Below are 25,645 nucleotides of genomic sequence, written 5' to 3' on the forward strand. Positions count from 1 at the left end.
AGGGAGAGCACTTCAAGTCTCGTACTTCCAGGAGCCGGGCCGCGCCGAGGCGGAGATCGAGCCCGACGTACGGGGCTGGCTCGCGGGTTTCTACGCGGCGCTGTCCGCCGACACCATGCCCGCGCCCGGCGCTCCCGACCCGCACTTCGTCGGCGGGGGCGGGACGCTGCGCGACCGGTTCCCCGCGGACCGGCTGCCCGGCTGGCTGAGCGAGCGGGATCTCGACGTCTACGCCGGGGAGTTCGAGCGCACCGGGATGACCGGCGCGCTCAACCGCTACCGCAACATGGACCGCGACTGGGAGGACCTGGCCGCCTACGACGGCGCGCCGGTCAGTCAGCCGTCGCTGTTCGCCGGCGGCGGCCTGGACGCCTCCACGACGTGGCTGGCCGACGCGATCGAGGCGTTCCCGGTGACGCTGCCGGGCCTGGTCTCCTCGCACGTGCTCGACGGCTGCGGCCACTGGATCCAGCAGGAGCGCCCCGATGACGTCAACCGGCTCCTGACCGAGTGGCTGGCCGCCCTTTCGTGACGGCTTCGTCCCCCGTGGCCGGCGGAGGGTTCACCTCCGCCGGGTATCCACCTGACCGGACGCGCCCGCGTCGTGGGCCGGTCGTCACGAGGGGATGTCATGAGAAGACCGCACGGGACCACCGTACTCACGGCGTCGGCGCTGCTGTGCGCGCTGCTGCTCGCGGGCTGTGCCGAGCCCGACCGGACGGAGATCGTCACGTGGACCGACGAACACGGCCGGGCCTGCACGGGCGTGGCGGTGATCGACTCCGAGGACGACGACCGCGAGGTGACCGGCATCGACTGCGACTACCCGCCGGAAGGCAGGCAGCCGGGCCGCGAGACCTCCGGGCTGCTGCCGGACTGAGGCACTCACGGCGCGACGGTCAGGTCCAGGTCGCGGCCCGGACCCTACGGACACGGGCTGTGCGCGCCGACGCCGAGGCAGTGGAGCGTGGGCGCACCACTCATGCGGCCGGCGCGTCTCACGGGTGCATCCTGGCCCCCTTCAGGACCTTGTCCACCGCGTTCCTCGGGCCGTGGACCGACAGGCCCACCAGGTCCAGGTCCGCCGTGCCCACGGCGCGGACCGCCGCGCGGTTGGCCTCGTCGTGGCCCGTGGCGAACAGGTCGGAGGTGAAGACCGCGCGGGGCAGGGCGCGGGTCAGGGCGCGTGCGTGGGCCGCCTTCAGCACTTCCTTCGTGCCCTGGAAGACCAGGACCGGCTGGCGGAACATCGGCAGGTACGGCACGCCGTCCGCGTCCTCGTAGGGTGCGCCGATCAGCTCGGGGAGCCGGGTGCCCAGGCCGCTGACCAGGAAGGCGGTGACGTTGAGGCGCTGCCAGGGCTCCAGGTCCTCGCGCAGCAGTACGGCGATCTTCGTGTCGAAGCGAGTGCTCATGCCCTGAGACTGCCGATCGGGGCCGGCCCGCGTCTTGTACGTTGTTTGCATGTCCTCCCGGGCGAGCGTGTCCGCCTGGCGGCCCCGTGTCCCGGGCGTCGTCGAGGTGTTCCACGCCCGCTTCACCGAGTACGCCTACCCGATGCACGTCCACGACGCCTGGACGCTGCTCATCGTCGACGACGGCGCCGTACGGTACGACCTCGACCGGCACGAGCACGGCACCCCGGACGACACCGTGTCCCTGCTGCCGCCGCATGTTCCCCACAACGGGGCCCCCGCCACCCCCGACGGCTTCCGGAAACGGGTGCTCTACCTCGACACCGGTCATCTCCCCGAGGGTCTCATCGGGGCCGCCGTCGACCGGCCCGATCTGCGTGATCCCCTGCTGCGGCGGCGCGTGGGGCAGGTGCACTCCGCGCTCGTGCGGCCCGGGGACGAGCTGGAGGCCGAGAGCAGGCTGACGCTGGTCGGGGAGCGGCTGCGGGAGCATCTGCGGTCCCGGGAGGTCCTCGGCGCGCCCCGGCGGGATCCCGTGCTCGCGCGGCGGCTGCGGGAGCTGCTCGACGAACGGGTCGTGGACGGCGTGAGCCTGGCGGAGGCCGGCGGGACGCTGTCCGCCCATCCCGCGCACCTCGTACGGGCGTTCAGCGGGGCGTACGGCATCGCGCCGCACCAGTATCTGATGTCCCGCCGGGTCGGCCGCGCCCGGCGGCTGCTCCTGGAGGGGCGGTCACCGGGCGAGGTCGCCGTCGCCACCGGGTTCTACGACCAGGCGCATCTCACCCGGCACTTCCGCAAGCTGGTGGGGGTCACGCCGGGGCGTTACCGGGCGACGGGCGCTCCAGCAGGTGGGTGAACGCGTCCAGGTTGCGGGTGGACTCGCCGCGTGACACGCGCCAGTCGTACTCCTTGCGGATCGCCGAGGCGAAGCCGAGTTCCAGGAGGGTGTTGAAGCTGCCGTCGGCGGCCTGGAGGACCTGGCCGAGGAGGCGGTCGAGTTCCTCCGCGGTGACGGCGGCCAGGGGCAGGCGGCCGGTGACGTAGATGTCGCCGAGCGGGTCGACGGCGTAACTCACGCCGAAGAGCTTGAGGTTGCGCTCCAGGAGCCAGCGGTGGACGGCTGCCTCGTTCTCGTCGGGGTGGCGGATGACGAAGGCGTTCAGGGAGAGCGTGTGCCGGCCGGCGATCAGGGACACGGTGGTGGAGAGCTTGCGGGTGCCGGGGAGTGTCACCACGTAGCTGCCGGGCGCGGGGCTCTCCCACTCCAGCTCGGCGTCCTTCAGGACGCCCTCGATGACCCGCGCTGCCTCCGTCGCCTTGTCAGCCATGGTGCGAGCGTACGCGACGGCGGTGGGCCTGGGTCGCGGCCGTGTAGACGTCGGCGGTGGCCGCGGCGGAGGTGTCCCAGCCGAAGGAGCGGGCGTGCCGGGCGGCGGCCTCGCCCATGCGGTCGGCGAGGTGCGGGTGGTCGGCGAAGTCGCGCAGCACGCGCGCGTAGGCGTCGGGGTCGTGGCCCTGGACGAGGAAGCCGGTGTGCCCGTCCCGTACGGCCACCGGGAGTCCGCCGACCGCCGCCGCGAGCACCGGGGTGCCGGCGGCCTGCGCCTCTATGGCGACCAGTCCGAAGGACTCGCTGTAGGAGGGCATGACGAGCACGGACGCCGCGCGGAACCAGTCCGCGAGCTGTTCCTGTCCGACGGGCGGGTGGAAGCGGACGACGTCGGCGATGCCGAGCCGCGCGGCGAGCTTCTGGAGCCCCTCCGGCCTGGCGAGGCCGCTGCCGCTGGGGCCGCCGACGACGGGGACGCAGATGCGTGAGCGCAGTTCGGGGCGTTCGCCGAGCAGGGCGGCCACCGCGCGCAGGAGCACGTCGGGGGCCTTGAGCGGCTGGATGCGGCCCGCGAAGAGGGGGATCAGGGCGTCCCCGGGGAGGCCGAGGCGGGCCCGCGCGGCGGCGCGGCCGTCGGCCGGGCGGAAGCGGGAGAGGTTGACGCCGGGGTGGACGACGGCGACCTTGCCGGGGTCGGCGGCGTAGTGCCGTACGAGTTCGCCGGCCTCCTCGGCGGTGTTGGCGATGAGCCGGTCGGCGGCGGCGACGATCTGGGTCTCGCCGATGACGCGGGCGGCGGGCTCGGGGGTGTCGCCGTCGGCCAGGTTGGCGTTCTTGACCTTGGCCATGGTGTGCATGGCGTGCACGAGGGGGACGCCCCAGCGCTGGGCGGCGAGCCAGCCGACGTGGCCGGAGAGCCAGTAGTGGGAGTGGACCAGGTCGTAGTGGCCGGGGCGGTGGTGGGCCCAGGCCTGCATGACGCCGTGGGTGAAGGCGCAGAGCTGGGCCGGGAGCTCTTCCTTGGCGAGGCCCTCGTAGGGGCCCGCGTCGACGTGCCGGACGAGGACGCCGGGGGCGAGTTCGACGGTGGGCGGGAGGGCGGCGGTGGTCGCGCGGGTGAAGATCTCGACCTCGATGTTGATCGCGGCGAGGCGCTGCGCGAGCTCCACGATGTAGACGTTCATGCCGCCCGCGTCGCCGGTGCCCGGCTGGTGGAGCGGGGAGGTGTGCACGGAGAGCATCGCCACGCGGCGGGGCCTGCGGTGCAGCCGCAGCCGCGGCGGTGCGGCGGGGGAACGCCGTCCGAGCCTCGCGATGTACTGGCTCACGTGGCGTTCCTCCTCGCTGCGGGCATGGCTGGCGGAGGGTGTGGGGCCCCTCGGCGAGGTCAACGTCCGAAAACCGCGTCCTCATTTCCGGACGACGTCTCCGGTTCAGGTTTTTGCCGAATCATTACCGAAGGTCGCTCAACCGTTCGAGAGTGACCTGCGTCACCCCATCGGTGCCGTCTCCGGGTACCCGCATACTCGTCCGTATGACAGCCCGCGCCACCTCTTCCCGCCCCGTAGGAACGGTGACGCGCGGGACCACCAACCCCAACCGCCTGCGCCGCATGGACCGCTGGATCGCGGCCACGCACGGCGCGGAACTGCGCCGCGCGGCCGATCCCGTCGCCGTCGACCTCGGCTACGGCGCCGCCCCCTGGACGGCGGTCGAACTGCTGCACCGGCTGCGCACCGCGGCGCCCCGCGCACGCGTGACGGGCGTCGAGATCGAACCGGCCCGGGTCTCGGCGGCACGGCCGTACGAGCGCGAGGGGCTGGCCTTCCTCCGCGGCGGCTTCGAGGTCCCGGTCCCCGGGCGGCCGGTGCTGGTCCGCGCGGCGAACGTGCTGCGCCAGTACGACGAGGCCGAGGTCGCCGCCGTGTGGCGGCGGCTGTGCGCGCGGCTCGCCCCCGCCGACCCGGCCACCGGCTCGCGCGGCGGGCTGCTGGTCGAGGGGACCTGCGACGAGATCGGGCGCCGGCACGTCTGGGTCGCCCTCGGCCCCGAAGGGCCGCGCACGGTCACCTTCGCGACCCGCCTCGGCTCCCTGGAGCGCCCCTCCGACCTGGCGGAACGCCTGCCGAAGGCGCTCATCCACCGCAATGTGCCGGGCGAACCGGTGCACGCCTTCCTGCGCGACTTCGACCGCGCCTGGGCCGCCGCCGCGCCCTACGCCTCGTACGGCGCGCGGCAGCGCTGGATCCGGGCGGTGCGGGACCTCACGGCCGACTGGCCGGTGGCAGACGGGCCGGCGCGTTGGCGGCAGGGGGAAGTGACGGTGCGGTGGGAGGCGCTGGCGCCGCGGGGGTGACTCCGCGGCGCCCGCGGAGCGGGAACGATCCGCGTGAGCCGTTCGTCACACGGGCGGGACGATCACTGCGCCGGAGATGCCGGGGAGCGGGAGACGGGATGGACTCCCTCTGTCGTTTCGCGCGCCGGCATGACAGCATCCACCGGGCGGCCATATGTTACTGACGGTTAATCAACGGGGGTGCGCGTCATGGAGACGGCCAAGCGCGGGTTGCTCACGGCGGCTGTGACCGTGGTCTGCGCGGTCACCGTACTGGCCCTGCCCGGTACGGCGTTCGCGGCTCCCGCTCCCCCGCCGTCCCCGGGCACGACCGCGAGCGTCACCGTGGTCCCCGACCAGGACGAGGAACTCGAGGCCGTACGCGAGAAGCTCGACAAGCTCTACCGCGAGGCGGCCGTCGCCACCGAGGAGTACAACGCCGCCGAGGAGAAGGCGCGGCAGCAGTCCGCCCAGATCGTCCGGCTGGCGAAGAAGATCGTCGAGGGCCGGGAGAGACTGGCCGAGCTGAGGACCCGCGCGGGCGCCGCGGCCGCCGCCCAGTACCGCGGCGGCGGACTTCCGCCCGAGGCCCACCTGATGCTGAGCGACGACCCGCAGGAGTTCCTCGACGGCGCGGGCCGGGTGCGCCAGGGCGAGCACGCGACCAAGGGCCTGCTCGGGGAGATGACCCGCACCCAGCAGGACCTGGAGCAGTACGCGCGGGACGCCGAAGCGCAGATGACGAAGCTGGAGGCGGGCCGCAAGGCCAAGGCCGAGGCGCAGAAGAAGATCGAGGAGCGGATCAAGGCGGCCGAGAAGGTCGAGTCCGAGCTGGAGCAGGTGGAGAAGGAGCGCCTGGCCCTGCTGGAGAAGCGGGCCGCCGCCGAGGCGCAGGCCTCGTGGCTGAGCTCCGGCATCCTCGACGAGATCAAGGGCAAGGCGACGGAGCAGGGCGCGAAGGCCGTCGCGTACGCCACCGCGCAGATCGGCAAGCCCTACCAGTGGGGCGCCGAGGGGCCGAACACGTACGACTGCTCCGGGCTGACCTCACAGGCCTGGATCTCGGCCGGGCGGGCCATGCCGCGCACCTCGCAGGCGCAGTGGGAGCAGCTCGAGCGCGTCGACATCGAGGACATGCGCCCCGGTGACCTCGTCATCTACTTCGACGACGCCAGCCACGTGGGGATGTACGTCGGGGACGGCATGGTCGTGCACGCCCCGCGCCCGGGGCGGACGGTGACGCTCGCGGGGGCCGGATCGATGCCGATCCTCGGGGTGGTACGGCCGGACGCGGACGCGAACTGAGCGGTTCGCGCCCTCCCGGCCGGCCGCTCAACACCCCGGTGACATGGGCCACGTGACCCAGTGCACGTCGATCTTCCCGCCAACCCCCTGCGGACGTGACGTTCGTCATTCCCGTGACGGCTCCGGGCTGTCCAAGTGCGTTAGCAAACGCGGCATATGACGGGGGCCGATGGCGGAGCGGCGTGGTTCACACCATTCCGCTGCGGCGCCGTCAGCCGCTATGGTCCCCGTTCGAAGGGGGCATCCCCGCTCGCACCCGGAGGTGGGAGCAGGACACAGGCCTACGGCCGAAGCCCCCACCGTGCCCTCGGGGGGAGGGAAGGAACCCGCAACAATGCCCGCACCCGTACCGCGGCAGAGAGCGATCCCGGCCGCGGAAGGTGGCCAGGCGCCGACCGCCGCACCGAACGGCGGCCCCGCCCAGGACTCCCCGGAGGCCAGGGTGACGGCCCCGCGCGCGGCGGCCCCGTCCGAGCACACCGCGGCCCGGCCCGGCACCGTGCCGGACCGGGCCGAGACGGCCGCCCCCACCCACCTCACCCTGCTGCTGATCGAGGACGACCCCGGCGGATCGCCGATCGTGCCGGGACTGCTCGACCAGTCCGGCAAGCCGGTCCGTGTCCGCACCGCCCGCAACCTCACCGAGGCCGAGCGGCTGCTGACCGACGACGTCCACTGCATCCTGCTGGACCTCGCGCTGCCCGCGCCCGGCCGGGCGGACGACGCCGACGAGCTCGCCGTGCTCAAGCACGTCCTGGAGCTCGCGCCCCGGCACGCCGTCCTCGCGCTCACCGGCGCCGACGACACCGAGCGCGGCGCCGAGGCCGTGCGGGTGGGCGCCCAGGACTACCTCGTCCGCGACGAGCTGGACGGCCGGCTGCTGAGCCGGGCGATCCGGTACGCGGTGGAGCGCAAGCGGTCCGACTCCGCCGAGCGGCGGCTGGCCGAGGGCCGCGTACGCGCCCAGGAGAACCGCCGGCTGGAACGCGGCCTGCTGCCCACCCCGCTGCTGGACGGCTCCCCGCTGCGGTTCGCCGCCCGCTACCGCCCCGGCCGCTCCCGCGCCCTGCTCGGCGGGGACTTCTACGACGTCGTCCGCACCCCGGACGGCACCGTGCACGCCATGATCGGCGACGTCTGCGGGCACGGCCCGGACGAGGCCGCGCTCGGTGTGGAGCTGCGCATCGCCTGGCGCGCGCTGACCCTGGCGGGACTGTGCGGGGACCAGTTGCTGGGCACGCTGCAGCAGGTGCTGGAGCACGAGCGGCCGGACGACGAGATCTTCGCGACCCTGTGCACGGTGGACATCGCGCCGGACGGCCGCCGGGCGGGCCTGTGCCTGGCCGGCCACCCGTCACCGCTGCTCGCCCGCCCCGGCCACCCCGCGCGCCTGCTGCCGTACGACAACAACGGTCCGGCGCTCGGTCTGCTGCCGGGTGCCCGCTGGCCGCGGATGCAGGTGGAGCTGGGCGCCGAGTGGAGCCTGATGCTCTACACCGACGGCCTGATCGAGGGCAAGGTCGGCGACACCGGGGAGCGGCTCGGCCAGGACGGCATGGTGGAGATGATCCGCCGCCAGCTCTCCGAGGGGCTGCGCGGGGAGGAGCTGCTGCGGACCGCCGTCAACGAGGTCCGGGACCTCAACGGGGGCGAGCTGACGGACGACGTGGCGGTGCTGCTGCTGGACCGGGCGGGGTGAGCGGAGGACCGCCGTCCGGGGTGGGCCGCAGGGCGGACGCCGGTCCGTCGCGGCCGGTCACGCCCGTGCGGCGGTGACCGCGCGTCGTAGCGGGCCGCACCCGTGCGCCGATGGCCGCGCGTCGTGGCCGGTCGCACCCGTGCGCCGGTGGCCGCGCGTCGCTACGGTCCCGCGCCCCTCCCAGGGCACGGGGCCCTTCTCCGGATCAGCGACCGCCGTTGTACGGCCCGTAGGGGCCGTCGCTGCTGGAGCCCCTGCGGGAGCGTCCGCCGCCGGAGAGGCCGCGGAGGGCGGGGCGGACGTCGACCATGTACACGATGGTCGCGATCAGTCCGATGATCGGCAGGAACGACAGGATGTTGAAGATCAGGTTCACCACGAAGGCGAGGGCGAGGATGATCAGCCAGAACGGCTTGGTCTTCTTGTCGGCCGCGCGGTAGGCGTCCTCACGGCGCGTGGCGGCGTCGATCAGCGCGAAGCCGCTGAACACGATCAGGGCCATGCTCAGCAGCCACATGAACCCCGCGAAGCCCTGCATCAGCACAACGTCCACCACCAGACTCGGCTCGTCCTCTACGCCGTCACCGTACCCGCAACCACCGGCCGGCTATCCGGACAACGGGCCGGGCACCGCGAGAGTGCCCGGCCCGTCCGGTTCCGTCCCGTCTACTTCGCGGGCGGAGTCGTCTTCTTCGCCGTGGTCCTGCGCACCGGGGCCTTCTTGGCGGCGGCGGGCTTCTTCACCGCGGCGGACTCGGCGGCGGGCGTGTCGTCCTTGACCTCGACCGGCTCGACCGGCTCCGGCCCGGACGCGGTCTTCGGCTCGGCCGCCGACGGCTCGACGGCGACGGCGATGTCCTCGATGCCCTCGGCGGCTTCGCCGCGCCAGGTCCTCACGGCCTGCTCGCCGTGCTCGGCGACCTTCTCGTAGGCCTCCCGGGCCTTGACGGCGTACTCGGCGGCGATGCCGACCCCGCGCAGCGCGAGGTCCTGGGCGTTCTCACCGAGCTTCTTCAGGTCGGTGTCGAGCGAGCCGAAGAGCTCGCCGACCTTGCTCTGGAGGTTCTCCTGGGTCTCCCGGACCCGGACGGTCGCCCGCTCCTGGACGGCCTTGGGGTCGGTGTTGCGCACGGCCTCGATACGGGCCGGGGCCTCGGCGCGCAACTGCTCCACCAGGGCCGGCACCTTCTTGGCCTGCTGCAACGCGAGGTCGGCGGTGCCGGCGGCGAAGTAGAGCGGGGTCGGGTCGCTGAAGGTCTTGCGCAGGTCGTCGGTGATGGCCATGGTGGTGGTCCTCCCGGATTCTTTTTCGGCTGAGGGTTTCATGTGGTCCGCGGCGGGCGGCCGGTGCCCTGGTCCGGCTCAGCCGGCCGTCCGCCGCGGACCGCTGTCGCTGTCGCCGGCCGTGCCGCCCGCGGGGGCGTCGACGGCCTCGGATTCCCCGGGCGTCGCCTCACCGTCCTCGGCGCTCCCAAACCCGTTCTCCTTGCGGAACGACTCGTAGATCTGGAGCAGCACCTGCTTCTGACGCCCGGTCAGCGTGGGATCGGCGAGGACGGCGGCCCGCGTCTCGACCTCGGACCGGTCCCGCTCGGCGTCGAGGATGCCGGCCCGGACGTACAGCGTCTCGGCGGAGATCCGCAGCGCCTTGGCGACCTGCTGCAGCACCTCCGCGCTCGGCTTGCGCAGCCCGCGCTCGATCTGGCTGAGATACGGATTGGACACCCCGGCGGCGTCGGCGAGCTGCCGCAGCGACAACTGCGCACTGCGCCGCTGCTCGCGCAGGTACTCACCGAGATTGCCGACGTTGAGCGATGCCATACCCCCACCGTGCCCCACCTCGCTAACTATTGCAAGCACCTGCTTGCAAGAGTGCGCCACGGCACAGGCGGTCCCTGAAAAACCCCGAAGCCGTACCGGACGGGGCACTGGCGTGGGGCCCATGATCGTATGGATCAACGGCACTCATGGCGTGGGCAAGACGACGACCGGCGCCCTCGTGCAGCGGCTGCTCCCGGACTCACGGGTGTTCGACGCCGAGAAGGTCGGCGAGACACTCATGGACATCACGCCGGGGCTGCCCTGGACGGGCAACTTCCAGCACTGGCCGCCGTGGCGGCCGCTCGTGGTCGAGACCGCCCGCCACGTACTCGACTACACCGGCGGCACCCTGGTGATGCCCATGACGGTCCTGGTCGAGGAGTACTGGCGCGAGATCAGCGCGGGCCTCGCGCGCCATGCCGTCCCGGTACGCCACTTCGTCCTCCACGCCGACCAGGACACCCTCCGCGGGCGCATCGCGGGGGACACGGTCCTCGGCCCGGACTCCCCCTTCCGTCTCAGCCACCTGGAGCCCTACGCCGAGGCGGCCCGCACCTGGCTGCACCGCGAGGCCGAGGTCGTCGACACCACGCACCTCACGCCCGCCGAGGCCGCTCTGCGGATCGCGGAGGCCGTCAAGGGCTGAGCCGCCCGTTGTCAGTGGCATCGGCGAGGATCCCGGACATGACTGCGACCGCCGCCGACACACGGAACCTCCTGGACGACGTACACACCAGCGCCACCTGGATCGCCCGCGCGCTCAACAGCTCCGGGTACCGGGCGGACTTCACGCCCACGAGCCTGCGGGACGTCGAGCGCTTCATGGCCGAGCACAGCGACCACGGGATCGCGGTGGCCGACGGCCTCCTCGCGACGGACCCGGGGGCACGTCTGTTCGCCCTCGGCGCCTACCTGGGTGAGACGGTCCGGCGCAGCACCGGCGGGGCCTGGGAAGCCGACGACGAGGACCCGCACAGCGAGGTGGACCTCAGGCTCCGCCTCCCCGACGGCTCCGTCATCTGGCCCGTCCAGCGCGTGATCAAACGCTTCCAGCACGGTCACGAGGACAGCATCGTCGGCTACGCGGTGGGCCTGGACCTGCACCTGTCTGCACCGGCCCGGCGGCGTCATCGCCCCGGCACCGCCGGCCGGACGGCCGCGCCGGAGCCGGGGCCGGGGAAGACCGGTCAGGAATCGAGAAGCCTCCGGAGGCGGAGGGCTCCTAGCGTGGAGGGCATGACATTCATCGACAGTGTGACGCTCGACGTGGCCGACACCGCGGCCGCACGCCGGTTCCAGTCCGCCGCCTTCGGGCTGGACTCGCGGATAGGGCTGCGCGCCTCTCAGGAGGCCACGAGCGGGTTCCGCGGGTTCACCCTGGGGCTCACGGTGTCCCAGCCGGGTGACGTCGACAGCCTCATCGGCACCGCCGTGGAGGCCGGTGCCGTACCGCTGAAGCCGGCCGCGAAGTCGCTCTGGGGGTACGGCGGCGTCGTCCAGGACCCGGACGGGACGATCTGGAAGGTCGCGACCTCGGCGAAGAAGGACCGCGGCCCCGCGACCCGGCGGATCGACGAGATCGTGCTGCTGCTCGGCGTCGCGGACGTGGCCGCGAGCAAGCGGTTCTACGTCGAGCGGGGCCTCACCGTGGCGAAGGGCTTCGGCCGTACGTACGTCGAGTTCGCCGGCGGGGAGTCGAGTCCCGTCAAGCTGGCGCTGTACCGGCGCCGTGCCCTCGCCAAGGACCTCGGCGTCTCCGCGGAGGGGAGCGGATCGCACCGGCTGGTGATCGGCGGCGGTGCGGGTGCCTTCACGGACCCGGACGGGTTCGCCTGGCAGGCCGCGTCACCGGCCGCCCTCGCCTCCTGACGCACGCCGCACGCCGTGTGCCGTGTACCGGGGAGGAACGGGACGCCCGGGCGCGCCCTCGGGCGCGGAGGCCGCCGGTCCGGTGGGCCGCGTACGGCAGACTGCCCCGTATGACCGCCACAGCCGATACCGCCGTGTCCGATCTCCGCCGCTATCTCCAGGAAGCCCGCGACGCCCTGCTGTGGAAGCTCGAGGGTCTCTCCGAGTACGACGTCCGCCGCCCGATGACACCGACCGGCACCAACCTCCTGGGCCTGGTGAAGCACGCGGCCGGTGTGGAACTGGGCTATCTCGGTGACACCTTCGGCCGCCCGTCCGGCGAGCCGCTGCCCTGGCTCGCGGACGCGGCGGAGACCAACGGGGACATGTGGGCCACCGCCGAGGAGTCGCGCGAGGACATCACCGGCCTGTACCGCCGGGCGTGGGCGCACGCGGACGCGACGATCGAGGCACTGCCGCTGGACACGGCCGGCAGGGTGCCGTGGTGGCCGGACGGCAGGGACGGACTGACGCTGCACCACGCCGTGGTCCGGGTGATCGCCGACACCCACCGGCACGCCGGCCACGCCGACATCCTCCGCGAACTCCTGGACGGCGCCGTGGGGGAGAGCGCGACCGGCACCAGCCTGCCGTCGGACGACCCGGCCTGGTGGGAGGCCTACCGGGGCCGTCTGGAGCGCGTGGCCCGGGAGGCCGGCCACGGGGCCTGACCAGCGCCCCTCACCGTGCCGCGCGGGCCCACTCGCCGAGGACGGGGACGCATTTCTCGGCGAAGTACTCGTAGTCCTCGGCCGTGTTGTGGACGTGCGCGGAAAGCCTCAGGTAGCCGACTCCGCCGAAGCTGGTGAACGCCGCCTCGACGCCCAGCTCCGCGGGGGCCCGGTCGCGCAGCGCGTCGGCCGCGAGGCGGCTGCCGGCGAGCCCGTCGGGCAGCCGCACCAGCCGCATGCCGGGCACGGGCATGCCGACGTCGACGGACGCGTCCGCGCCGGTCAGCTCGGTGAGCGCGGCACCCACGACCCGTGCGCCGTAACCGGCCAGCTCGTCCATGTACCGGCGGGCGGCGGGCCAGCCCCAGGTACGGCCGACGAAGTCGAGGGCGGCCGGGGCCGCCAGCGGGCCGGTGGCGTCGAGGGTGCCCTGGTGGTCGAAGCGGTCGGGGTACGGGTCGGCGGCGCCCCACGAATCGATCAGCGGGTACAGCCCGTCCCGCAGCGGACCGCGCGCCACCAGGGCCGCGGTGCCGCGCGGGGCGCAGCCCCATTTGTGCAGGTTGCCCGTCCAGAAGTCGCCGTCCCACCCGTCGAGCGGGGCGGCGATCAGCCCGGGCGCGTGCGCGCCGTCCACGAGCAGCGGGACCCCGCGCCGCCGCAACTCCGCGCCGATCCGCTCCACCGGCAGCCGGCGGGCGGTCGCCGAGGTGACCTGGTCGATGACGACGAGCCCGGTCGCCTCGCCCACCTCGGCCATCACCGCCTCGCACGCCCGCTCCTCACCGGCGTCCAGCGGCACCCGGGCGGTGCGCACCCGGCCGCCCCAGCGGCGGGCCAGCCGTTCGGCGCCCATCGTCACGGCGCCGTAGCCGTGGTCGGTGACGACGATCTCCCCGCCGCCCCGGCGCTCCAGGTTCGCGTACACGACACTCGCGCCGGCGCTCGCGTTCGGCACCAGGGCGAGGTCGCCGGGGTCCGCGCCGAGGAAGGCGGCGAGCTCGGCCCGGACCGCCGCGAGCCGCTCCGGCAGCCCGGAGAACCACACCACCGGGGCGCTCTCCATCCGCGCCCGCAACTCCCGCTGCCGTTCCTGGGCGGCCAGCGGTACGGCGCCGAACGAACCGTGGTTGAGATGGCGCAGGGCGGGATCCAGCGACCAGGCCCGCGCCGCCGGCCGGCCGTCGGCCAGCAGCAGGGGCCGGGGTGCGGTGGTGGCCTCGGTCTCGTTCACCTGACTCCCCTCCGTCGGCTCCCCGCCGTGAGGAACACCGGATCCTAACGCGGCGCCACGAGGTGTCCCGGCGGCGGGCATACGCACTTTTTTGTGCGTACTTGGCAGCGCGGCGGCGTGCGGCGAACCTGGTTGCGGGGCGCCGGACAGGAAGGGAGCGGAAACGGCCGGCGGTCAGGAGGCAGGGGCCTCGGCCAGCCCCTCCAGCCGGCGGTGCCCCCAGTCGGACAGCGGGGCCAGCGCCTCGGCGAGCTCACGGCCGAACGCGGTCAGGGAGTAGACCGTCTTCGGCGGCAGCACGTCGTGCACCTCCCGGTGCACCAGCCCGTCCGCCTCCATCTCGCGCAGCGCCTGGGTCAGCACCTTCTCGGTGAGGCCCGGCACCTTCCGGCGCAGTGCGGCCGGCCGGTGCGGGCCGGACTCCAGCAGCCACAGCAGCGTGGTCTTCCACTTGCCCTCGATCACGGCGATCGCGGCGGTCACCCCGCAGACGTCCGGATCGTGGCGCCGGTGCACCATGCCGTGCCCCTTTCTTCAGTAATTGCGATGAATACTAAGGGAGTTCCTTCATGTCTGAACACACCGTCCGGCCCTCCGTCACCGTCCTCGGGCTCGGCCCGATGGGCCGCGCGCTGGCCGGCGCGTTCCTGGACGCGGGGGTGCGCACCACCGTCTGGAACCGCACGCCCGGCCGGGACGCCGGGCTGACCGACCGGGGCGCGGTCGCGGCGCCGTCGCCCGAGGAGGCGGTCGCCGCCGCCCCGCTCACCGTCGTCTGCGTGGTGAACTACGACGCCTCGGACGCCGTACTGCGCCAGGACGCCGTCACCGCCGCCCTCAAGGGCCGTACGGTGGTGAACCTGAGCGCCGACACCCCCGGCCGCGCCCGGGACACGGCCGAGTGGGCCGGCCGGCACGGCATCCGCTACCTGGACGGGGCGATCATGACCCCGGCCCCGACCATCGGCACGGACGACGCGGTCTTCCTGCACAGCGGCCCCGAGGAGCTGTACCGGGAGCACCGGCCCGTCCTGGCGGCGCTCGGCGGCAGCCACACCCACCTCGGGGAGGAGACCGGCCGGGCGGCGGCGTACGACATCGCGCTGCTCGACGTCTTCTGGACGGCGATGGCCGGCTACACGCACGCCCTCGCCGTGGCCCGCGCGGAGGGCGTCACCGCGACGGAGCTCGCCCCCTTCGCCCAGGGGATCGCCGCGATCCTGCCCCCGCTGTTCACCGAGTTCGCGGCCGACACCGACGCCGGCACGTACTCGGGCGAGCTGAACCCGATCACCTCGGCCGTGTCGACCATGGCCCACATCGTGCACGCCTCCGAGGCGCACGGCATCGACGCGAGCGTGATGCGGGTGATCGAGGGCCAGGCCCGCCGGGTCATCGCACGGGGACACGGCGGGGACGGCTTCACCCGGGTCGCCGAGGTGATCGCCGGCCGCTGACGGCGGGTCAGAAGGGCAGTTCCCGCGCCCGCACCACCTCCAGCCGGGACACCGCCCGGGTCAGCACCACGTACAGCCGGTGCAGCCCCCGCTCCTCCGCCTCCGCGATCGCCGCGGGTTCGACGGCCACCACATGGTCGTACTCCAGGCCCTTGACGACACTCGCCGGCACCACGGCCACGCGTGCGCCCAGCGCCTCCGGACCCGACGCCTCCACCCCCGCCCCGGCCAGCGCCCGCCGCAGCCGGGGCACGTCCGCGTCCGCCGCCACGACGCCGACGGAGCCCTCCCGCTCCAGCGCGTCCCGTACGGCGGCCACGACCGCGTCCGGCACCTCACCCGGCGCGGCGACCCGCCGGGTGCGCAACTCGCCGTCGCCGCGCAGGGAGCGGGCCGCCGGGACGTCGACGTCCAGCCGTTCCAGGAGCCGGTTGGCGAGCGTGACCACCGCCCGCGGCACCCGGAAGCCGGTGGTCAGCGGGACCACGGCCGCGTCCGGCTTCCCCAGGTGCCGCAGCACCGCCGGCCACGAGCGGGCCGCCCAGGGGGTCGTCCCCTGCGCGAGGTCGCCCAGCACGGTGAGCGAGCCGAAGGCGGCCCGGCGGGCGATGGCCCGGCACTCCATCGGGGAGAGGTCCTGGGCCTCGTCGACCACGACGTGCCCGTACCCCTCGGGGTGCTCGACCAGCCCGGCGGCCTCGTCGAGCAGCACCAGGTCCGCGGCCGACCAGCGCGCCGACTTCCACGACCGCGGCGCCTTCGCCCACAGCACGGCCTTCTGCTCCTCGGCGTCCAGCACCCCCTCGGCGGCGACGGCCAGCGCCTCGGGATCACCCAGCAGTCCCGCCACCACCTCCTCCGCCCGCGCACGCGGCCACACGGTGTCGACGTACGCCGACACCGGCCGCGACCGCTCGATCCGGCGCACCCAGGCGGCGGCGCGCGGACCGCTGCGCCGTTCGGCCCGCTCCCGCACGGCCCGCACGATCCGGGCCCGCACCCGCTCCCGCCCGACGCCGTACGGCGGTTCCTCGGCCCGTACGTCCGTCACGATCCGCGTCAGCTCCTCCGGCCCGATCCGCCAGCGGTACGAACCGTCGGGCACGGCGAGGGAGTCGGCCCGGTCGGTGCGCACCCGCGCGTACAGGGCCCGGCGCAGCACCTCGGCCATCCGGGCGTCGTGTTTGACGACGGCGGCGCGCTCGTCGTCGGTGCCGGTGACCGGGTGCCGGGCGATCTCCTCGGCGAGGGTCGACTGCCGTACGCCGGTCTCGCCGAGGGCGGGCAGGACCTCGGAGATGTAGGAGAGGAAGGTGCGGTTGGGGCCGAGGACGAGCAGTCCGCCGCGCCGGATGCGCTGCGGGTGGGTGTAGAGCAGGTACGCCGCCCGGTGCAGGCCGACGGCAGTCTTGCCGGTGCCGGGGGCGCCCTGCACGCACACGGTCAGGCCCAGGTCCCCGCGGACGAGGTCGTCCTGCTCGGGCTGGATGGTGGCCGCGATGTCCCGCATGGGGCCGACGCGGGGCCGTTCGATCTCCCGGGTGACGATGCCGCTGACCCGCTCCTCTCCCCGCTCCAGGTGTTCGTCCTCCAGGCCGGTCAGGTCGGCGGAGTCGCCCCGGCTGCCGGGCGCCCAGCCGAACCGCCGGCGTACGGCGACGCCCTGCGGGTCGCGGGCGGTGGCCTGGTAGAAGGCGCGGGAGACGGGTGCCCGCCAGTCGATGACGAGGGGCGGGGCGGCGGGGTGTTCGGTGATCCGCAGCCGTCCGACGTGGTAGCTCTGCCCCGCGTGGCCGGTGCCGTTCCGCGAGAAGTCCAGCCGCCCGAAGAACAGCGGCCCCGGGGGCAGTTCCCGCAGCTCCTTGGCGTGACTGCGCAACCGGCGTCCGAGGACCTCGGCGTCGGCTCCGGAGGCGGAGACGTCCTCACCGGTGACGACCTGTTCGTCGGCGTCGTCGGCCATGGCGGCGAGGGCGGTGCGGCAGCGGTCGTGGTGTGCGCGTTCCCGGTCGAGGGCGGTCTCGGGTGGTGTCATTCCACCGAGCGTACCGAATAAGGCAACCGAGTAACATTTTTTACCGAGTATCTTCCATGCGGCCCTTCAAGCGCGGCAGCGTCTCCGCCAGCACCTCGAACGCCCGCCCGGCCGCCGCCACCGCGTCCCTCCGTACGTCGTCGATCCGCTCCCCCGCCGCGATCCGCCGCCAGTTCTCCTGCGCGAGGATCCGCCGTACGGCGATGATCTGCCCCGCCGCCAGCCGTGCGTCGAGCCCGCCGCCGAGCGCCCCGGCCAGCGCGTCCTCGGCCCGCTCCAGATGCCCGTACAACCGCGCGACCAGCGCCGGTGTGCCGTACAGCAGTGCGTGGAAGGCCAGTACCTCGGGATCGTCGTTGAGCCCGGTGACCGGATCGCACCGCCGGAGCCCGTCCAGGAAGTGCCGCCGCAGCGCCTCGACCGGCTCCGGCCCCTGCGCGGCCACCCGGGCGGCCTCGCCCTCGTGATCGGCGATCCGGTACAGGACGAGGTCCTCCTTCGCCGGGAAGTACCGGAAGAGCGTCGGCTTGGAGATCTCGGCCGCGGCCGCCACCTCGGCGACGGACACGGCGTCGAAGCCGCGCTCCAGGAAGAGCCGGATGGCGGTGTCCGACACGGTCCGGTACATCCGCCGTTTCTTGCGCTCCCGCAGGCCGATCTCACTCATGCGGCGAGCCTACGCACACGGCCTCCGGGACGGCGGCGGGCCGCTCGGCCGTGTGACGAGGCGTGCCCGGGTCAGCCCGGGAGGACGTCCACGGCCTTCCCGTGCTCCGCGCGCCAGCGCACGAGGGCGTCCGCGATACGGTCCGGGGCCGGCACGGAGGCGAGGCCCAGCGGGACGGCGGCACCGATCAGGACGCGGCGCAGCTTCCTTCCCGCGTCTTCCGGCCGGCGCCGGCCGGTGCCCTGTCCGGGGTCCGGTGCCAGGGCCGCGCGGATGACGTCGGTGAACACGGACTGGGCCTTCTTGAAGTCCATCAGCAGCCCCAGATCGCGCTGCCAGCCCTCCGAGCTGCCGGGGCGGACGTCTTCGACGGTGCTCACCCAGTGCCGGGTGAGCCTGCGGGCCTGCCACTCCGGATACCGCATGAGATACAGGTGGGTGGCCAGGTCGTAGAGCGGGTCGCCGACCATCGCGAGCTCCCAGTCGATGGTCCAGAGCCGCTGCCCGGAGCCGACGATGAGGTTCTCGCGGTGGAGATCGGCGTGGAGGAGGCAGAAAGGCCGCTCCGCCAGGCCCGACACGTGCTCCCTGAGGCTGTCGAACACGCCGGCGTCCACGCCGAGTTCGCCGAAGAGCGCCGCGAACTCGTCGAGGTTCGACAGGTAGACGTTCTCCTCCGTGAAGGAGACGAGCCGGTCGAGGAACCCGTTGGTGTCACCGTCCCGGGGGCGGTCCCTGGCTTCACAGCGCCGCTTGACCACGAGCGTCTCCGGCCTCACCCCGGCCAGCTCGCGGAAGAGACCGACGACCTGTCGGAGCAGCGGGCCGGGAACCGGGAGACCGGACCTCCGCAGCGCGCCCAGCGTCCGGCCCTCGATGAACCGCTGCAGGCGCAGGCCGCCGAATTCCGTGACCTGCGGGATGCTGCTGATCCGGCCGCTCAGCGCGGTCAGGAGCTGCTCCTCCGAGTCGAAACACCGCCGGTCGAACCAGAGCAGACCGGCGCGCGGCTCCCGGCACTTCCATCGTGTCGTCGAGGGCGCCCCCGCCTCGTCGCCCAGGGGAAACACATAGGTCTCGTGGTGATAGCCCTGGAGCGGTCCCTCGACCGCGCCCGGATTCCCGCACGCCTCGATCGCGTGCCGCCGGGCAGGGGAAGGTGTTTCGGGTGACATGGGCCCGTTTCTCGCGTGCTGGACCCTTCCGCGGGTTACAGAAGTGGCAGTACGTTACCCCCGCCACCGCCGTGCTTCCCGCCGGACTCGTCCGTCCACCGCGCGCGTTCCCCCGAAGGCGCCCCGGCTCACGGGCGTACGACGCCACGGCCCGGGACGCGCCCCCGGGCAGGTCCTCACCGGCGGAGCAACCGGAGGACCGGTTCCAGCGAGTCCACGACCGTCCTGGCGCCCGCGTCGCGCAGGAGCCTGCCCTTGCGCTCATTGCGCGCGTAGCCGAGGAAGGGGACGCCGGCCGCCTGGGCGGCGAGGAGGTCCGTCGGGGCGTCGCCGATCAGCAGGGCGGTCGCGGGGGCGGCGCCCATGGCGTTCAGGGCCCGGTTCACGCAGTGGGGGTCGGGTTTGAGGAGACCCAGCTCCTGGGTGCGTCCGTATATGTGCGGGGCGAAGCAGGCGCCGAGGCCGCGGGAGGCGAGGTACTCGCGCACCACACGCGGGGAGTTGTTGGTGGTGACGGCCAGCCGGGAACCCACCGCGGTCCAGGTGCGGATCAGCGGATCGGCGTACGGGGTGGGCATCGCCGATCCGGATGCCCGGAGTTCCTCCTGGGTGAGCCGTTCCTCCAGCTCGGCGACCAGGTCGCTGCCGGGATGCCGGCGGTCGACGGCGTGCAGGAGCACCTGCGGGTCCAGGGACTTGCGTTCGGTCTCGGTGAACAGGCCGTGCAGCCTCCGGCTCTCCAGCCAGGACGCCAGGTCGTTCGCCACCCGTTCCGCCGAGTGGCCCGCGAACAGGCGGCAGACGGGACCGTCGAAGTCCCACAGCACCACCCGGGCGCCTTTGATCAGGTGCCGCAGTGCGTTCGGTTCGTCGTCGGTCCGGGTCTCGTTCCGCTTCTCGGCCGTCACCGCGTCGGTCTGCTTCGTCTCAGAAGTCACTAGGAGAGTGTCAGGTCCGTCGTGATGGTTTCCCAGAGGGCGTCGAACCACTTCTGGGATTCCTCCACGAACGCCCGCTCCCGCTGTCCGTCCCGCTTGACGAAGGGGAAGAGGAGGGACTGGGAGCCCAGGGCGTCGTACATCTCCAGGGTGTGGCTCTCCCACTCCTCCTCGCGCCGGGTCAGCATGTAGTAGCCGATCAGTGCCTCCTCCCCGTTGAGCAGGTACAGCTTCACCGGCGGGGTGAAGGGCAGGGCCCGGAAGGAGACGCGCACGTCGACGCCGTGGGTGGCGCGCAGCGCGAGGAGGTTGTGCTGGAGCACGCGGGCCTGGGCGTTGCGCTGGGCCAGCCACCGCTCGTGCACCGGGTCGTCGTTGCCGTCGCGGCCCTCGACCGGAACGGGGAAGGCCAGGTTGATCCGCCGGGAGGGCAGCAGGATGCGGACGTCGACCGACTCGGGGCGGGTGCGGCCCTCGTGGATGTGCCGGACCGGTTCGCTCAGCGCCAGCATCAGGCTCTCGGCGGTCAGGCACACCGCGTCGATCCGTACGTGGGCCGTCGAGAACGCGGCCGTCAGGCGCGGTGCCAGCCCCACCGTCGTCGGCTGGGGCTCCTCCAGGGCGGAGGCGGGTTCGGCGATCCGCGGCGGGCTGCCCTTGCCCTGGTTGGTGAGCAGGCCGTCCTCCCGGAGGGTGTGCAGGGCCTGGCGAACGGTGCCGCGCTCCACGCCGAACTCCTCGGCCAGCTCCGCCTGGGTGGGCAGGCGGTCGCCCGTCCTGAGCTCACCGGACCGGATGCGTTCCCGCAGGATGTCGGCGATCTCCTGCGGCGAGACTCTGCTGCTGCCGTTCACTGCCACGTTCTCCTGAGCCACGACCAAACGCTACAACTTTGATCCATCTGAAGGGAGTTGTTTGAAAGTTGTTTGTGAGTAGGGGCCAAGTGGGGACAACCTCTACAGAGTTGGCAACCAACTTCTTCAAGTTGGCAGCTTCCTGGTTCCCTGGCCCCGCCCCGCACCCCGAAGGAGGAACACGCCATGCCCGTCCTCGCCCTCGTCTCCGCCGTCCTGGTCGTCACCGTCGAACAGCTCGTCCAGTGGCAGTACGGCGCGGCCGGCATCCTCGGCCTGCTGCTGCTCACCATAGGCGTCAGGGCCAACCGGCCGGGGGTCAGCTCCGCCGGAGCGGTCCTGCTCGCGCTGCTGGTGGCGAGGCCGGCCCTGTGAGGAGCCGCGGTGAGAAGCCACCGCCGTACCCGGCCCGTGGGAGACGTCAGCCCGTGAGCACCAGCTCCGAACTGATCGTCTCCCACAGTGCGTCGAACCACAGGTGCGACTGCTCCACGAACGCGGTGTCCCTCAGGCCGGGCCCCTGCTCGAAGCCGAACAGCAGGGACCGGACGCCCTGAGCGTCGTACGTCTCCAGGTACTCCTGGTCGATCTGCGCCTTGCCGCGCGCCAGCGTGTAGTAGGCGAACAGCGCCTCCTCCCTGTTGAGCAGGTACAGCTTCACCGGCGGGGTGAACGGCAGCGCGCGGAAGGAGACGCGCACGTCGACGCCGTGGGTGGCGCGCAGCGCGAGCAGATTGTGGCGCAGCACCTGCCCCTGGGCGTTGCGCTGCGCCAGCCACCGCTCGTGCACCGGGTCCTCGCCGCCGCCGCGCCCCTCGACCGGCACCGGGAAGGCGAGGTCGATGTTCCGGCTGGGCAGCAGCACCCGCAGGTCGACCTTGGCCGGTTTCAGCCGTCCGGAGTGGATCCCGCGCAGCGGCTCCCCGAGGGCCAGGGTGAGGGAGATCGAGGTCAGGCAGACGGCGTCGATCTCGACGTGCTCGGCCTCGAAGGCGGCGGCGATCCTGGGCGCGAGGCCCACGGTGGTGGGCAGCGGGGGCGCCGAGGGGCCGGTCGGTGCCCTGCCGGGGCCCGCGGCGACGGTCGCCGGGGCGCCCTTGGAGACGTTGGTGAGCAGTTGCTCGGACTGCAGGATGCGCAGCGCCTGGCGCACCGCGGGGCGCTCCACGCCGAACTCGGCGGCGAGCTGGGCCTGGGTGGGCATGCGCTGACCCGGCTGCAGCGCCCCGGACCTGATCCGCGCGCGCAGTTCGTCGGCCACCTCGCGGTGTGTCCTCTGTGGCCGCTGTGGCTTCTTCCGTCCATTGACGGAGGCGTGTTCCGGGTCCACGACAGAACCCTACAACTTCCCGCCATCTTCAGGCAGTTCAGCGAAGGGTGGTTATAAGCCTCTTCCAAGTGGCTATAACTAAGAGCAAGTTGGCAACCAACTCCTACAACCTGGTCGACCTCCCCAAGGGTTGGTCGGCAGGGAAAGGGTCGGGAGCCACGGACACCAAGGGGGACCGCCATGCCGCTCATCGCCATCGCCCTCGCGGCCCTGGCCATCGGGTTCGAGCAACTCGTCCAGTGGAAGTACGGGCCGATGGGAATCATCGCCTTCGTCGCCCTCACCGTGGGCATCAAGGCACGCAACACCACGATCAGCGGTATCGGCGCGGTCATCCTCGTGATGCTGCTCGCCCAGTCCGGCTGACAGCACACCGCACGGACCGCCGGCCGGGCTCCCTTCCGGAGGGGAGCCGGGAGTCCCGCCGACGGGCACCACCCGCACAACAACCACAACCACAACTGAACAGCTCGCTACGGATGAGAACCCACCCGTCGTCGGCGGAAGGAGACAGGCAGCGGGAGCGCGACAGCGACAGCGCTCAGCACACGTCCGGGCACCACGGTCGCCCGGACATACGCAGCAGGGCGTCGGCCTGACGGGCGGCGCCCGCTCGTTCTTCCCGGACCCGGCACGGCACGGCAGGGCGCACCGCGGACCCGTCCCCCGGCCACAGCGTCGAAGAGGTCCCCCCCGGCCCGCTCACACCAGCAGGTCGTCCACCTGCGCCTCCCCGTCCCGGTACCGGCGCGCGATCTCCGCGCCGCACTCGTCGGCCGTGCGCTGCAGCCGCTGCCGCCGCCGGGACACCTGCTGCTCGCAGAGCACGAGCCGCCCCATCGCGGTGTTCAGCTCCCCGTCCGTGCGGGCGCCCAGGTCGGAGAGCTCCACCTCGGCGAGCGTCTCGGCCGCCAGCCGCCGGTACTCCTCCCCCTGCGGCGTCCCCAGCGTCACGTGCCGGGCGGAGGAACGGTGCCGGGCCGGGGTGTCCCGCAGGATCTCCCCCAGCCGCTCGACGACGGACGCCTCCTCCGGCGCGACGACCGAGGGCGTCCCCTCCGGGAGGCGCCGGGCCAGCTCCGCCCGCAGGATGTCGATCCGCCCCTGCAGCAGCCGCCGTACGTAACTCAGGTCGGCCTCGTCACGCTGCGCGTCGCGCCGCACCGTCCGCAGCTCGGCCAGGCTGAGCACGATCAGATCGCGCACCGCCCGGTCCTCGGGCAGCACCGGGCTGTCCGTGCGCTGTGTGGGCGGCCGGCAGAACTCCCGTTCCCCGATTCCCCCGTGGGTCGACGAGACAGCCCCGAGCGGCTGTCCGATCCCTGGTGTGCTCATATGCCTCAACCGTCCCCTCGACCGGCATGTGCCAGCATCGTGCCACCCCGAGCGGCCACATTGTGAGCGAGTGCCCCCGATCCGCCCCAGATGGGCGTTAAGGAGTAAAAATAGCCCGGCCGGGGTCTCCCGTGGGCCGCCGTCGGCCGCCTGTTCGCCGACCGGCATGATGGTCGTATGCGAGCAGTGGTGCAGAGGGTCGACGGCGCGAGCGTGGTCGTGGACGGCGAGACGGTGGGGGCGATCGAGGGCGAGGGGCTGTGCGTCCTCGTCGGCGTCACCCACGGGGACACCAAGGAGAAGGCGGCGCAACTCGCCCGCAAGCTCTGGTCGGTGCGGATGCTCCAGGACGAGAAGTCGTGCAGCGACCTCGGCGCCCCGCTGCTGGTGATCAGCCAGTTCACCCTGTACGGCGACGCCCGCAAGGGCCGCCGCCCCACCTGGAACGCCGCCGCCCCCGGCGACGTCGCCGAGCCGCTGGTCGACGAGGTGGTCGCGCAACTGCGGGCGCTGGGCGCGACGGTGGCGACGGGCCGCTTCGGCGCGAAGATGAGCGTCTCGCTGACCAACGACGGCCCGTTCACCGTCCTGCTGGAGATCTGAGCCGTACGGCTGGAGATCCGAGCCGTACCGGCTGAGGAGAAGGTCTGATCCGTACGGCTCAGGGCTCGACGACGGTCTCCTGCGCGGCGGCCGTCTCCCCCGCGAGCAGCCGCGCGTCCACCGGCACGTTCCGCTTCACCAGCGCCAGCGCGACCGGCCCCAGCTCGTGGTGGCGTACGGACGTGGTGACGAACCCGATCTTCCGCCCGTCGGGACCGTCGTCGGCGACCCGGAGCTCGGTCCCGGCCACCGGCAGGTGCACCTCGCTGCCGTCCAGGTGCAGGAAGACCAGCCGGCGCGGCGGCTTCCCCAGGTTCTGCACCCGGGCGACCGTCTCCTGCCCCCGGTAGCAGCCCTTCTGCAGGTGCACGGCGCTGCCGATCCAGCCCAGCTCGTGCGGGATGGTGCGGTGATCGGTCTCGAAACCGAGCCGCGGCCGGTGCCGCTCGACCCGCAGCGCCTCGTACGCGAGGATCCCGGCGGCCGGCCCCGCCTTCTGTGCGTACGACTCCAGGTCGCCGCGCGGCAGGAACAGGTCCCGCCCGTACGGCGTCTCACGGACGGCGACCCCCTCGGGCACCTCCGCGATGGACCCGGCCGGCAGGTGCACCACCGCGGTGTCGGCGGTGCGGTCGGCGACCTCGACCCGGTAGAAGAACTTCATCGACTCCAGGTACGCGATCAGCGCCTCCCGGGTGCCGGGCTCGACGTGCGCCCAGACCGTCTCCCCGTCGTCGACCAGGTAGAGCGCGTGTTCGATGTGGCCGTTGGCGGAAAGTATCAGCGCCTCGGTGGCCTGGTGCGGCGGCAGGTCGCTGACGTGCTGGGTGAGCAGCAGGTGCAGCCAGGCCAGCCGCTCCGGACCGGAGACGGTGACGACCCCGCGGTGGGACAGGTCGACGAAACCGGTGCCGTCGGCGAGGGCGCGCTGCTCGCGGAACAGGTCGCCGTAGTGGGCGGCCACGCCTTCGTCCACGCCCTCGGCGGGAACGGCGCCGGGCAGGGTCAGCAGGGGGCTCTTCATGCGCCTAGCCTACGACTCGGTGGCCGGGGCCTTCCGGGAGCAGTCCTCGCACCGGCCGAAGATCGCGAAGTGCTTCATGTCGGTGTCGAAACCGAACTGCTCGCGCAGCTTGGCGGTGAACTCGGCGGCCACCGACAGGTCGGCCTCGATCACGTTCGTGCAGTCCCGGCAGACCAGGTGGATGTGGTGGTGCCGGTCGGCGAGGTGATAGGTCGGCGCCCCGTGCCCGAGGTGGGCGTGGCTGACCAGGCCCAGCTCCTCGAGGAGCTCCAGCGTGCGGTACACGGTGGAAATGTTGACCCCCGACGCCGTCTTCCTCACTTCGCCGAGGATGTCGTCGGGGGTCGCGTGTTCCAGGGTGTCCACGGCTTCGAGCACGAGCTGCCGCTGCGGGGTCAGCCGGTAGCCGCGCTGCCTGAGGTCGCTCTTCCAGTCGGTGCTCACCACACCCACGAGTCTAGGGGGTGTCGTTCGGATCAGGTCGGCTTCAGTGAGCGGTGCCTCAT

29 protein-coding genes and 2 pseudogenes are annotated in these 25,645 nt (G+C 73.0%); 13 read left to right on the forward strand and 18 right to left on the reverse strand.

Features of this window, described 5'->3' with window-relative positions:
- Positions 1 to 16: 16 nt before the first annotated feature.
- Both ACF1DX_RS20115 and ACF1DX_RS20120 read left to right on the forward strand, forming a co-directional pair.
- Positions 17 to 532 (forward strand): annotated as a pseudogene (locus ACF1DX_RS20115) (alpha/beta fold hydrolase); the annotation flags it as partial.
- A gap of 99 nt (positions 533 to 631) precedes the next feature.
- Positions 632 to 880, forward strand: a complete 249-nt coding sequence (locus ACF1DX_RS20120; protein ID WP_391792511.1) for a hypothetical protein — start codon at positions 632 to 634, stop codon at positions 878 to 880.
- Between the two features lie 118 nt (positions 881 to 998).
- Here ACF1DX_RS20120 and ACF1DX_RS20125 read toward each other — a convergent pair whose 3' ends face one another.
- Positions 999 to 1,466, reverse strand: coding sequence for a DUF2000 family protein (locus tag ACF1DX_RS20125; protein WP_391792512.1), 468 nt, complete (start codon positions 1,464 to 1,466; stop codon positions 999 to 1,001).
- On the opposite strand from ACF1DX_RS20125, the gene ACF1DX_RS20130 reads away from it, so the two are divergent.
- Positions 1,465 to 2,274: a helix-turn-helix domain-containing protein gene (locus tag ACF1DX_RS20130; protein WP_391792513.1), complete on the forward strand. Its 810-nt coding sequence runs from the start codon at positions 1,465 to 1,467 to the stop codon at positions 2,272 to 2,274. The genes ACF1DX_RS20125 and ACF1DX_RS20130 overlap by 2 nt on opposite strands.
- On the opposite strand, the gene ACF1DX_RS20135 is transcribed toward ACF1DX_RS20130, so the two are convergent.
- Positions 2,228 to 2,746, reverse strand: coding sequence for a YbjN domain-containing protein (locus tag ACF1DX_RS20135; RefSeq protein WP_391792514.1), 519 nt, complete (start codon positions 2,744 to 2,746; stop codon positions 2,228 to 2,230). The two genes, ACF1DX_RS20130 and ACF1DX_RS20135, sit on opposite strands and share 47 nt — an antisense overlap.
- Entirely contained in the window at positions 2,739 to 4,076 is a 1,338-nt protein-coding gene (gene mshA, locus ACF1DX_RS20140) for a D-inositol-3-phosphate glycosyltransferase (protein ID WP_391792515.1), read from the reverse strand. The genes ACF1DX_RS20135 and mshA overlap by 8 nt, the downstream gene beginning before the upstream one ends.
- A 206-nt stretch (positions 4,077 to 4,282) precedes the next feature.
- On the opposite strand from mshA, the gene ACF1DX_RS20145 reads away from it, so the two are divergent.
- The 3 genes from ACF1DX_RS20145 (at position 4,283) to ACF1DX_RS20155 (ending at position 8,087) form a co-directional block, all read left to right on the forward strand.
- Complete coding sequence (locus ACF1DX_RS20145) at positions 4,283 to 5,104, forward strand: class I SAM-dependent methyltransferase (RefSeq protein WP_391792516.1); 822 nt, start codon at positions 4,283 to 4,285, stop codon at positions 5,102 to 5,104.
- A 189-nt stretch (positions 5,105 to 5,293) separates the two neighbouring features.
- Positions 5,294 to 6,388: an NlpC/P60 family protein gene (locus tag ACF1DX_RS20150; protein ID WP_391792517.1), complete on the forward strand. Its 1,095-nt coding sequence runs from the start codon at positions 5,294 to 5,296 to the stop codon at positions 6,386 to 6,388.
- A gap of 334 nt (positions 6,389 to 6,722) precedes the next feature.
- Positions 6,723 to 8,087: a SpoIIE family protein phosphatase gene (locus ACF1DX_RS20155; protein ID WP_391792518.1), complete on the forward strand. Its 1,365-nt coding sequence runs from the start codon at positions 6,723 to 6,725 to the stop codon at positions 8,085 to 8,087.
- 205 nt (positions 8,088 to 8,292) lie between these two features.
- On the opposite strand, the gene ACF1DX_RS20160 is transcribed toward ACF1DX_RS20155, so the two are convergent.
- The 3 genes from ACF1DX_RS20160 to ACF1DX_RS20170 all read right to left on the reverse strand — a co-directional run bounded on the left by ACF1DX_RS20160 (position 8,293) and on the right by ACF1DX_RS20170 (position 9,908).
- Entirely contained in the window at positions 8,293 to 8,625 is a 333-nt protein-coding gene (locus tag ACF1DX_RS20160; RefSeq protein ID WP_079194921.1) for a DUF2516 family protein, read from the reverse strand.
- Positions 8,626 to 8,753: 128 nt separating this feature from the next.
- Complete coding sequence (locus tag ACF1DX_RS20165) at positions 8,754 to 9,371, reverse strand: hypothetical protein (protein WP_391792519.1); 618 nt, start codon at positions 9,369 to 9,371, stop codon at positions 8,754 to 8,756.
- 78 nt (positions 9,372 to 9,449) lie between these two features.
- Positions 9,450 to 9,908, reverse strand: a complete 459-nt coding sequence (locus ACF1DX_RS20170; RefSeq protein WP_391792520.1) for a helix-turn-helix domain-containing protein — start codon at positions 9,906 to 9,908, stop codon at positions 9,450 to 9,452.
- Between the two features lie 121 nt (positions 9,909 to 10,029).
- Between ACF1DX_RS20170 and ACF1DX_RS20175 the strand changes: the two genes are divergently transcribed.
- The 3 genes from ACF1DX_RS20175 to ACF1DX_RS20185 all read left to right on the forward strand — a co-directional run bounded on the left by ACF1DX_RS20175 (position 10,030) and on the right by ACF1DX_RS20185 (position 12,487).
- A complete protein-coding gene (locus ACF1DX_RS20175; RefSeq protein WP_391792521.1) occupies positions 10,030 to 10,554 on the forward strand; it encodes an ATP-binding protein in 525 nt (174 codons plus the stop codon).
- A 590-nt stretch (positions 10,555 to 11,144) separates the two neighbouring features.
- Positions 11,145 to 11,777 carry a glyoxalase gene (locus ACF1DX_RS20180; protein ID WP_391792593.1) on the forward strand — a complete coding sequence of 211 codons (633 nt, stop codon included), beginning with the start codon at positions 11,145 to 11,147 and terminating at the stop codon, positions 11,775 to 11,777.
- 110 nt (positions 11,778 to 11,887) lie between these two features.
- Complete coding sequence (locus ACF1DX_RS20185) at positions 11,888 to 12,487, forward strand: DinB family protein (RefSeq protein WP_391792522.1); 600 nt, start codon at positions 11,888 to 11,890, stop codon at positions 12,485 to 12,487.
- 10 nt (positions 12,488 to 12,497) lie between these two features.
- On the opposite strand, the gene ACF1DX_RS20190 is transcribed toward ACF1DX_RS20185, so the two are convergent.
- Together ACF1DX_RS20190 and ACF1DX_RS20195 are read right to left on the reverse strand one after the other, a co-directional pair.
- Complete coding sequence (locus tag ACF1DX_RS20190) at positions 12,498 to 13,721, reverse strand: aminotransferase class V-fold PLP-dependent enzyme (protein WP_391792523.1); 1,224 nt, start codon at positions 13,719 to 13,721, stop codon at positions 12,498 to 12,500.
- Between the two features lie 174 nt (positions 13,722 to 13,895).
- On the reverse strand, positions 13,896 to 14,240 hold the full coding sequence (locus ACF1DX_RS20195) for a helix-turn-helix domain-containing protein (RefSeq protein WP_030864236.1): 345 nt from the start codon (positions 14,238 to 14,240) through the stop codon (positions 13,896 to 13,898).
- A 50-nt stretch (positions 14,241 to 14,290) separates the two neighbouring features.
- Here ACF1DX_RS20195 and ACF1DX_RS20200 point away from each other — a divergent pair, with 50 nt between their 5' ends.
- Positions 14,291 to 15,178, forward strand: a complete 888-nt coding sequence (locus ACF1DX_RS20200; RefSeq protein ID WP_391792524.1) for an NAD(P)-dependent oxidoreductase — start codon at positions 14,291 to 14,293, stop codon at positions 15,176 to 15,178.
- Positions 15,179 to 15,185: 7 nt separating this feature from the next.
- Here the strand turns inward: ACF1DX_RS20200 and ACF1DX_RS20205 are convergent, their stop codons facing one another.
- The 5 genes from ACF1DX_RS20205 to ACF1DX_RS20225 form a co-directional block, all read right to left on the reverse strand.
- A complete protein-coding gene (locus ACF1DX_RS20205) occupies positions 15,186 to 17,213 on the reverse strand; it encodes a HelD family protein (RefSeq protein WP_391792525.1) in 2,028 nt (675 codons plus the stop codon).
- Between the two features lie 40 nt (positions 17,214 to 17,253).
- Positions 17,254 to 17,880, reverse strand: coding sequence for a TetR family transcriptional regulator (locus tag ACF1DX_RS20210; RefSeq protein WP_391792526.1), 627 nt, complete (start codon positions 17,878 to 17,880; stop codon positions 17,254 to 17,256).
- A 71-nt stretch (positions 17,881 to 17,951) separates the two neighbouring features.
- Entirely contained in the window at positions 17,952 to 19,055 is a 1,104-nt protein-coding gene (locus ACF1DX_RS20215; protein WP_391792527.1) for a phosphotransferase, read from the reverse strand.
- 176 nt (positions 19,056 to 19,231) lie between these two features.
- The gene (locus ACF1DX_RS20220; RefSeq protein WP_391792528.1) at positions 19,232 to 19,993 is read right to left on the reverse strand and encodes an HAD family hydrolase; all 762 of its coding nucleotides are present in this window, start codon (positions 19,991 to 19,993) and stop codon (positions 19,232 to 19,234) included.
- Positions 19,993 to 20,874, reverse strand: coding sequence for a GntR family transcriptional regulator (locus tag ACF1DX_RS20225; protein ID WP_391792529.1), 882 nt, complete (start codon positions 20,872 to 20,874; stop codon positions 19,993 to 19,995). Before ACF1DX_RS20225 ends, ACF1DX_RS20220 begins: the two co-directional genes overlap by 1 nt.
- Before the next feature lie 159 nt (positions 20,875 to 21,033).
- On the opposite strand from ACF1DX_RS20225, the gene ACF1DX_RS20230 reads away from it, so the two are divergent.
- Positions 21,034 to 21,222 (forward strand): hypothetical protein, encoded by a 189-nt coding sequence (locus ACF1DX_RS20230; protein ID WP_391792530.1) that lies wholly within the window; start codon positions 21,034 to 21,036, stop codon positions 21,220 to 21,222.
- A gap of 46 nt (positions 21,223 to 21,268) precedes the next feature.
- Here the strand turns inward: ACF1DX_RS20230 and ACF1DX_RS20235 are convergent, their stop codons facing one another.
- A complete protein-coding gene (locus tag ACF1DX_RS20235; protein ID WP_391792531.1) occupies positions 21,269 to 22,177 on the reverse strand; it encodes a FadR/GntR family transcriptional regulator in 909 nt (302 codons plus the stop codon).
- Positions 22,178 to 22,357: 180 nt separating this feature from the next.
- Here ACF1DX_RS20235 and ACF1DX_RS20240 point away from each other — a divergent pair, with 180 nt between their 5' ends.
- Positions 22,358 to 22,543, forward strand: coding sequence for a hypothetical protein (locus tag ACF1DX_RS20240; protein WP_030864209.1), 186 nt, complete (start codon positions 22,358 to 22,360; stop codon positions 22,541 to 22,543).
- Positions 22,544 to 22,718: 175 nt separating this feature from the next.
- Here ACF1DX_RS20240 and ACF1DX_RS20245 read toward each other — a convergent pair.
- Positions 22,719 to 22,859, reverse strand: a pseudogene (locus ACF1DX_RS20245) (GNAT family N-acetyltransferase); the annotation flags it as partial.
- Positions 22,860 to 22,879: 20 nt separating this feature from the next.
- Positions 22,880 to 23,512, reverse strand: a complete 633-nt coding sequence (locus ACF1DX_RS20250; RefSeq protein WP_391792532.1) for an aerial mycelium formation protein — start codon at positions 23,510 to 23,512, stop codon at positions 22,880 to 22,882.
- A gap of 177 nt (positions 23,513 to 23,689) precedes the next feature.
- Between ACF1DX_RS20250 and dtd the strand changes: the two genes are divergently transcribed.
- Positions 23,690 to 24,115: a D-aminoacyl-tRNA deacylase gene (gene dtd / locus ACF1DX_RS20255; RefSeq protein ID WP_391792533.1), complete on the forward strand. Its 426-nt coding sequence runs from the start codon at positions 23,690 to 23,692 to the stop codon at positions 24,113 to 24,115.
- A 58-nt stretch (positions 24,116 to 24,173) separates the two neighbouring features.
- On the opposite strand, the gene ACF1DX_RS20260 is transcribed toward dtd, so the two are convergent.
- Together ACF1DX_RS20260 and ACF1DX_RS20265 are read right to left on the reverse strand one after the other, a co-directional pair.
- Entirely contained in the window at positions 24,174 to 25,139 is a 966-nt protein-coding gene (locus tag ACF1DX_RS20260) for a YgfZ/GcvT domain-containing protein (protein ID WP_391792534.1), read from the reverse strand.
- 9 nt (positions 25,140 to 25,148) lie between these two features.
- On the reverse strand, positions 25,149 to 25,586 hold the full coding sequence (locus ACF1DX_RS20265) for a Fur family transcriptional regulator (RefSeq protein WP_030864194.1): 438 nt from the start codon (positions 25,584 to 25,586) through the stop codon (positions 25,149 to 25,151).
- Positions 25,587 to 25,645: the final 59 nt, after the last annotated feature.

The sequence above is a fragment of the Streptomyces sp. NPDC014676 genome, from assembly GCF_043084105.1.
In the GTDB taxonomy this organism is placed as follows: domain Bacteria; phylum Actinomycetota; class Actinomycetes; order Streptomycetales; family Streptomycetaceae; genus Streptomyces.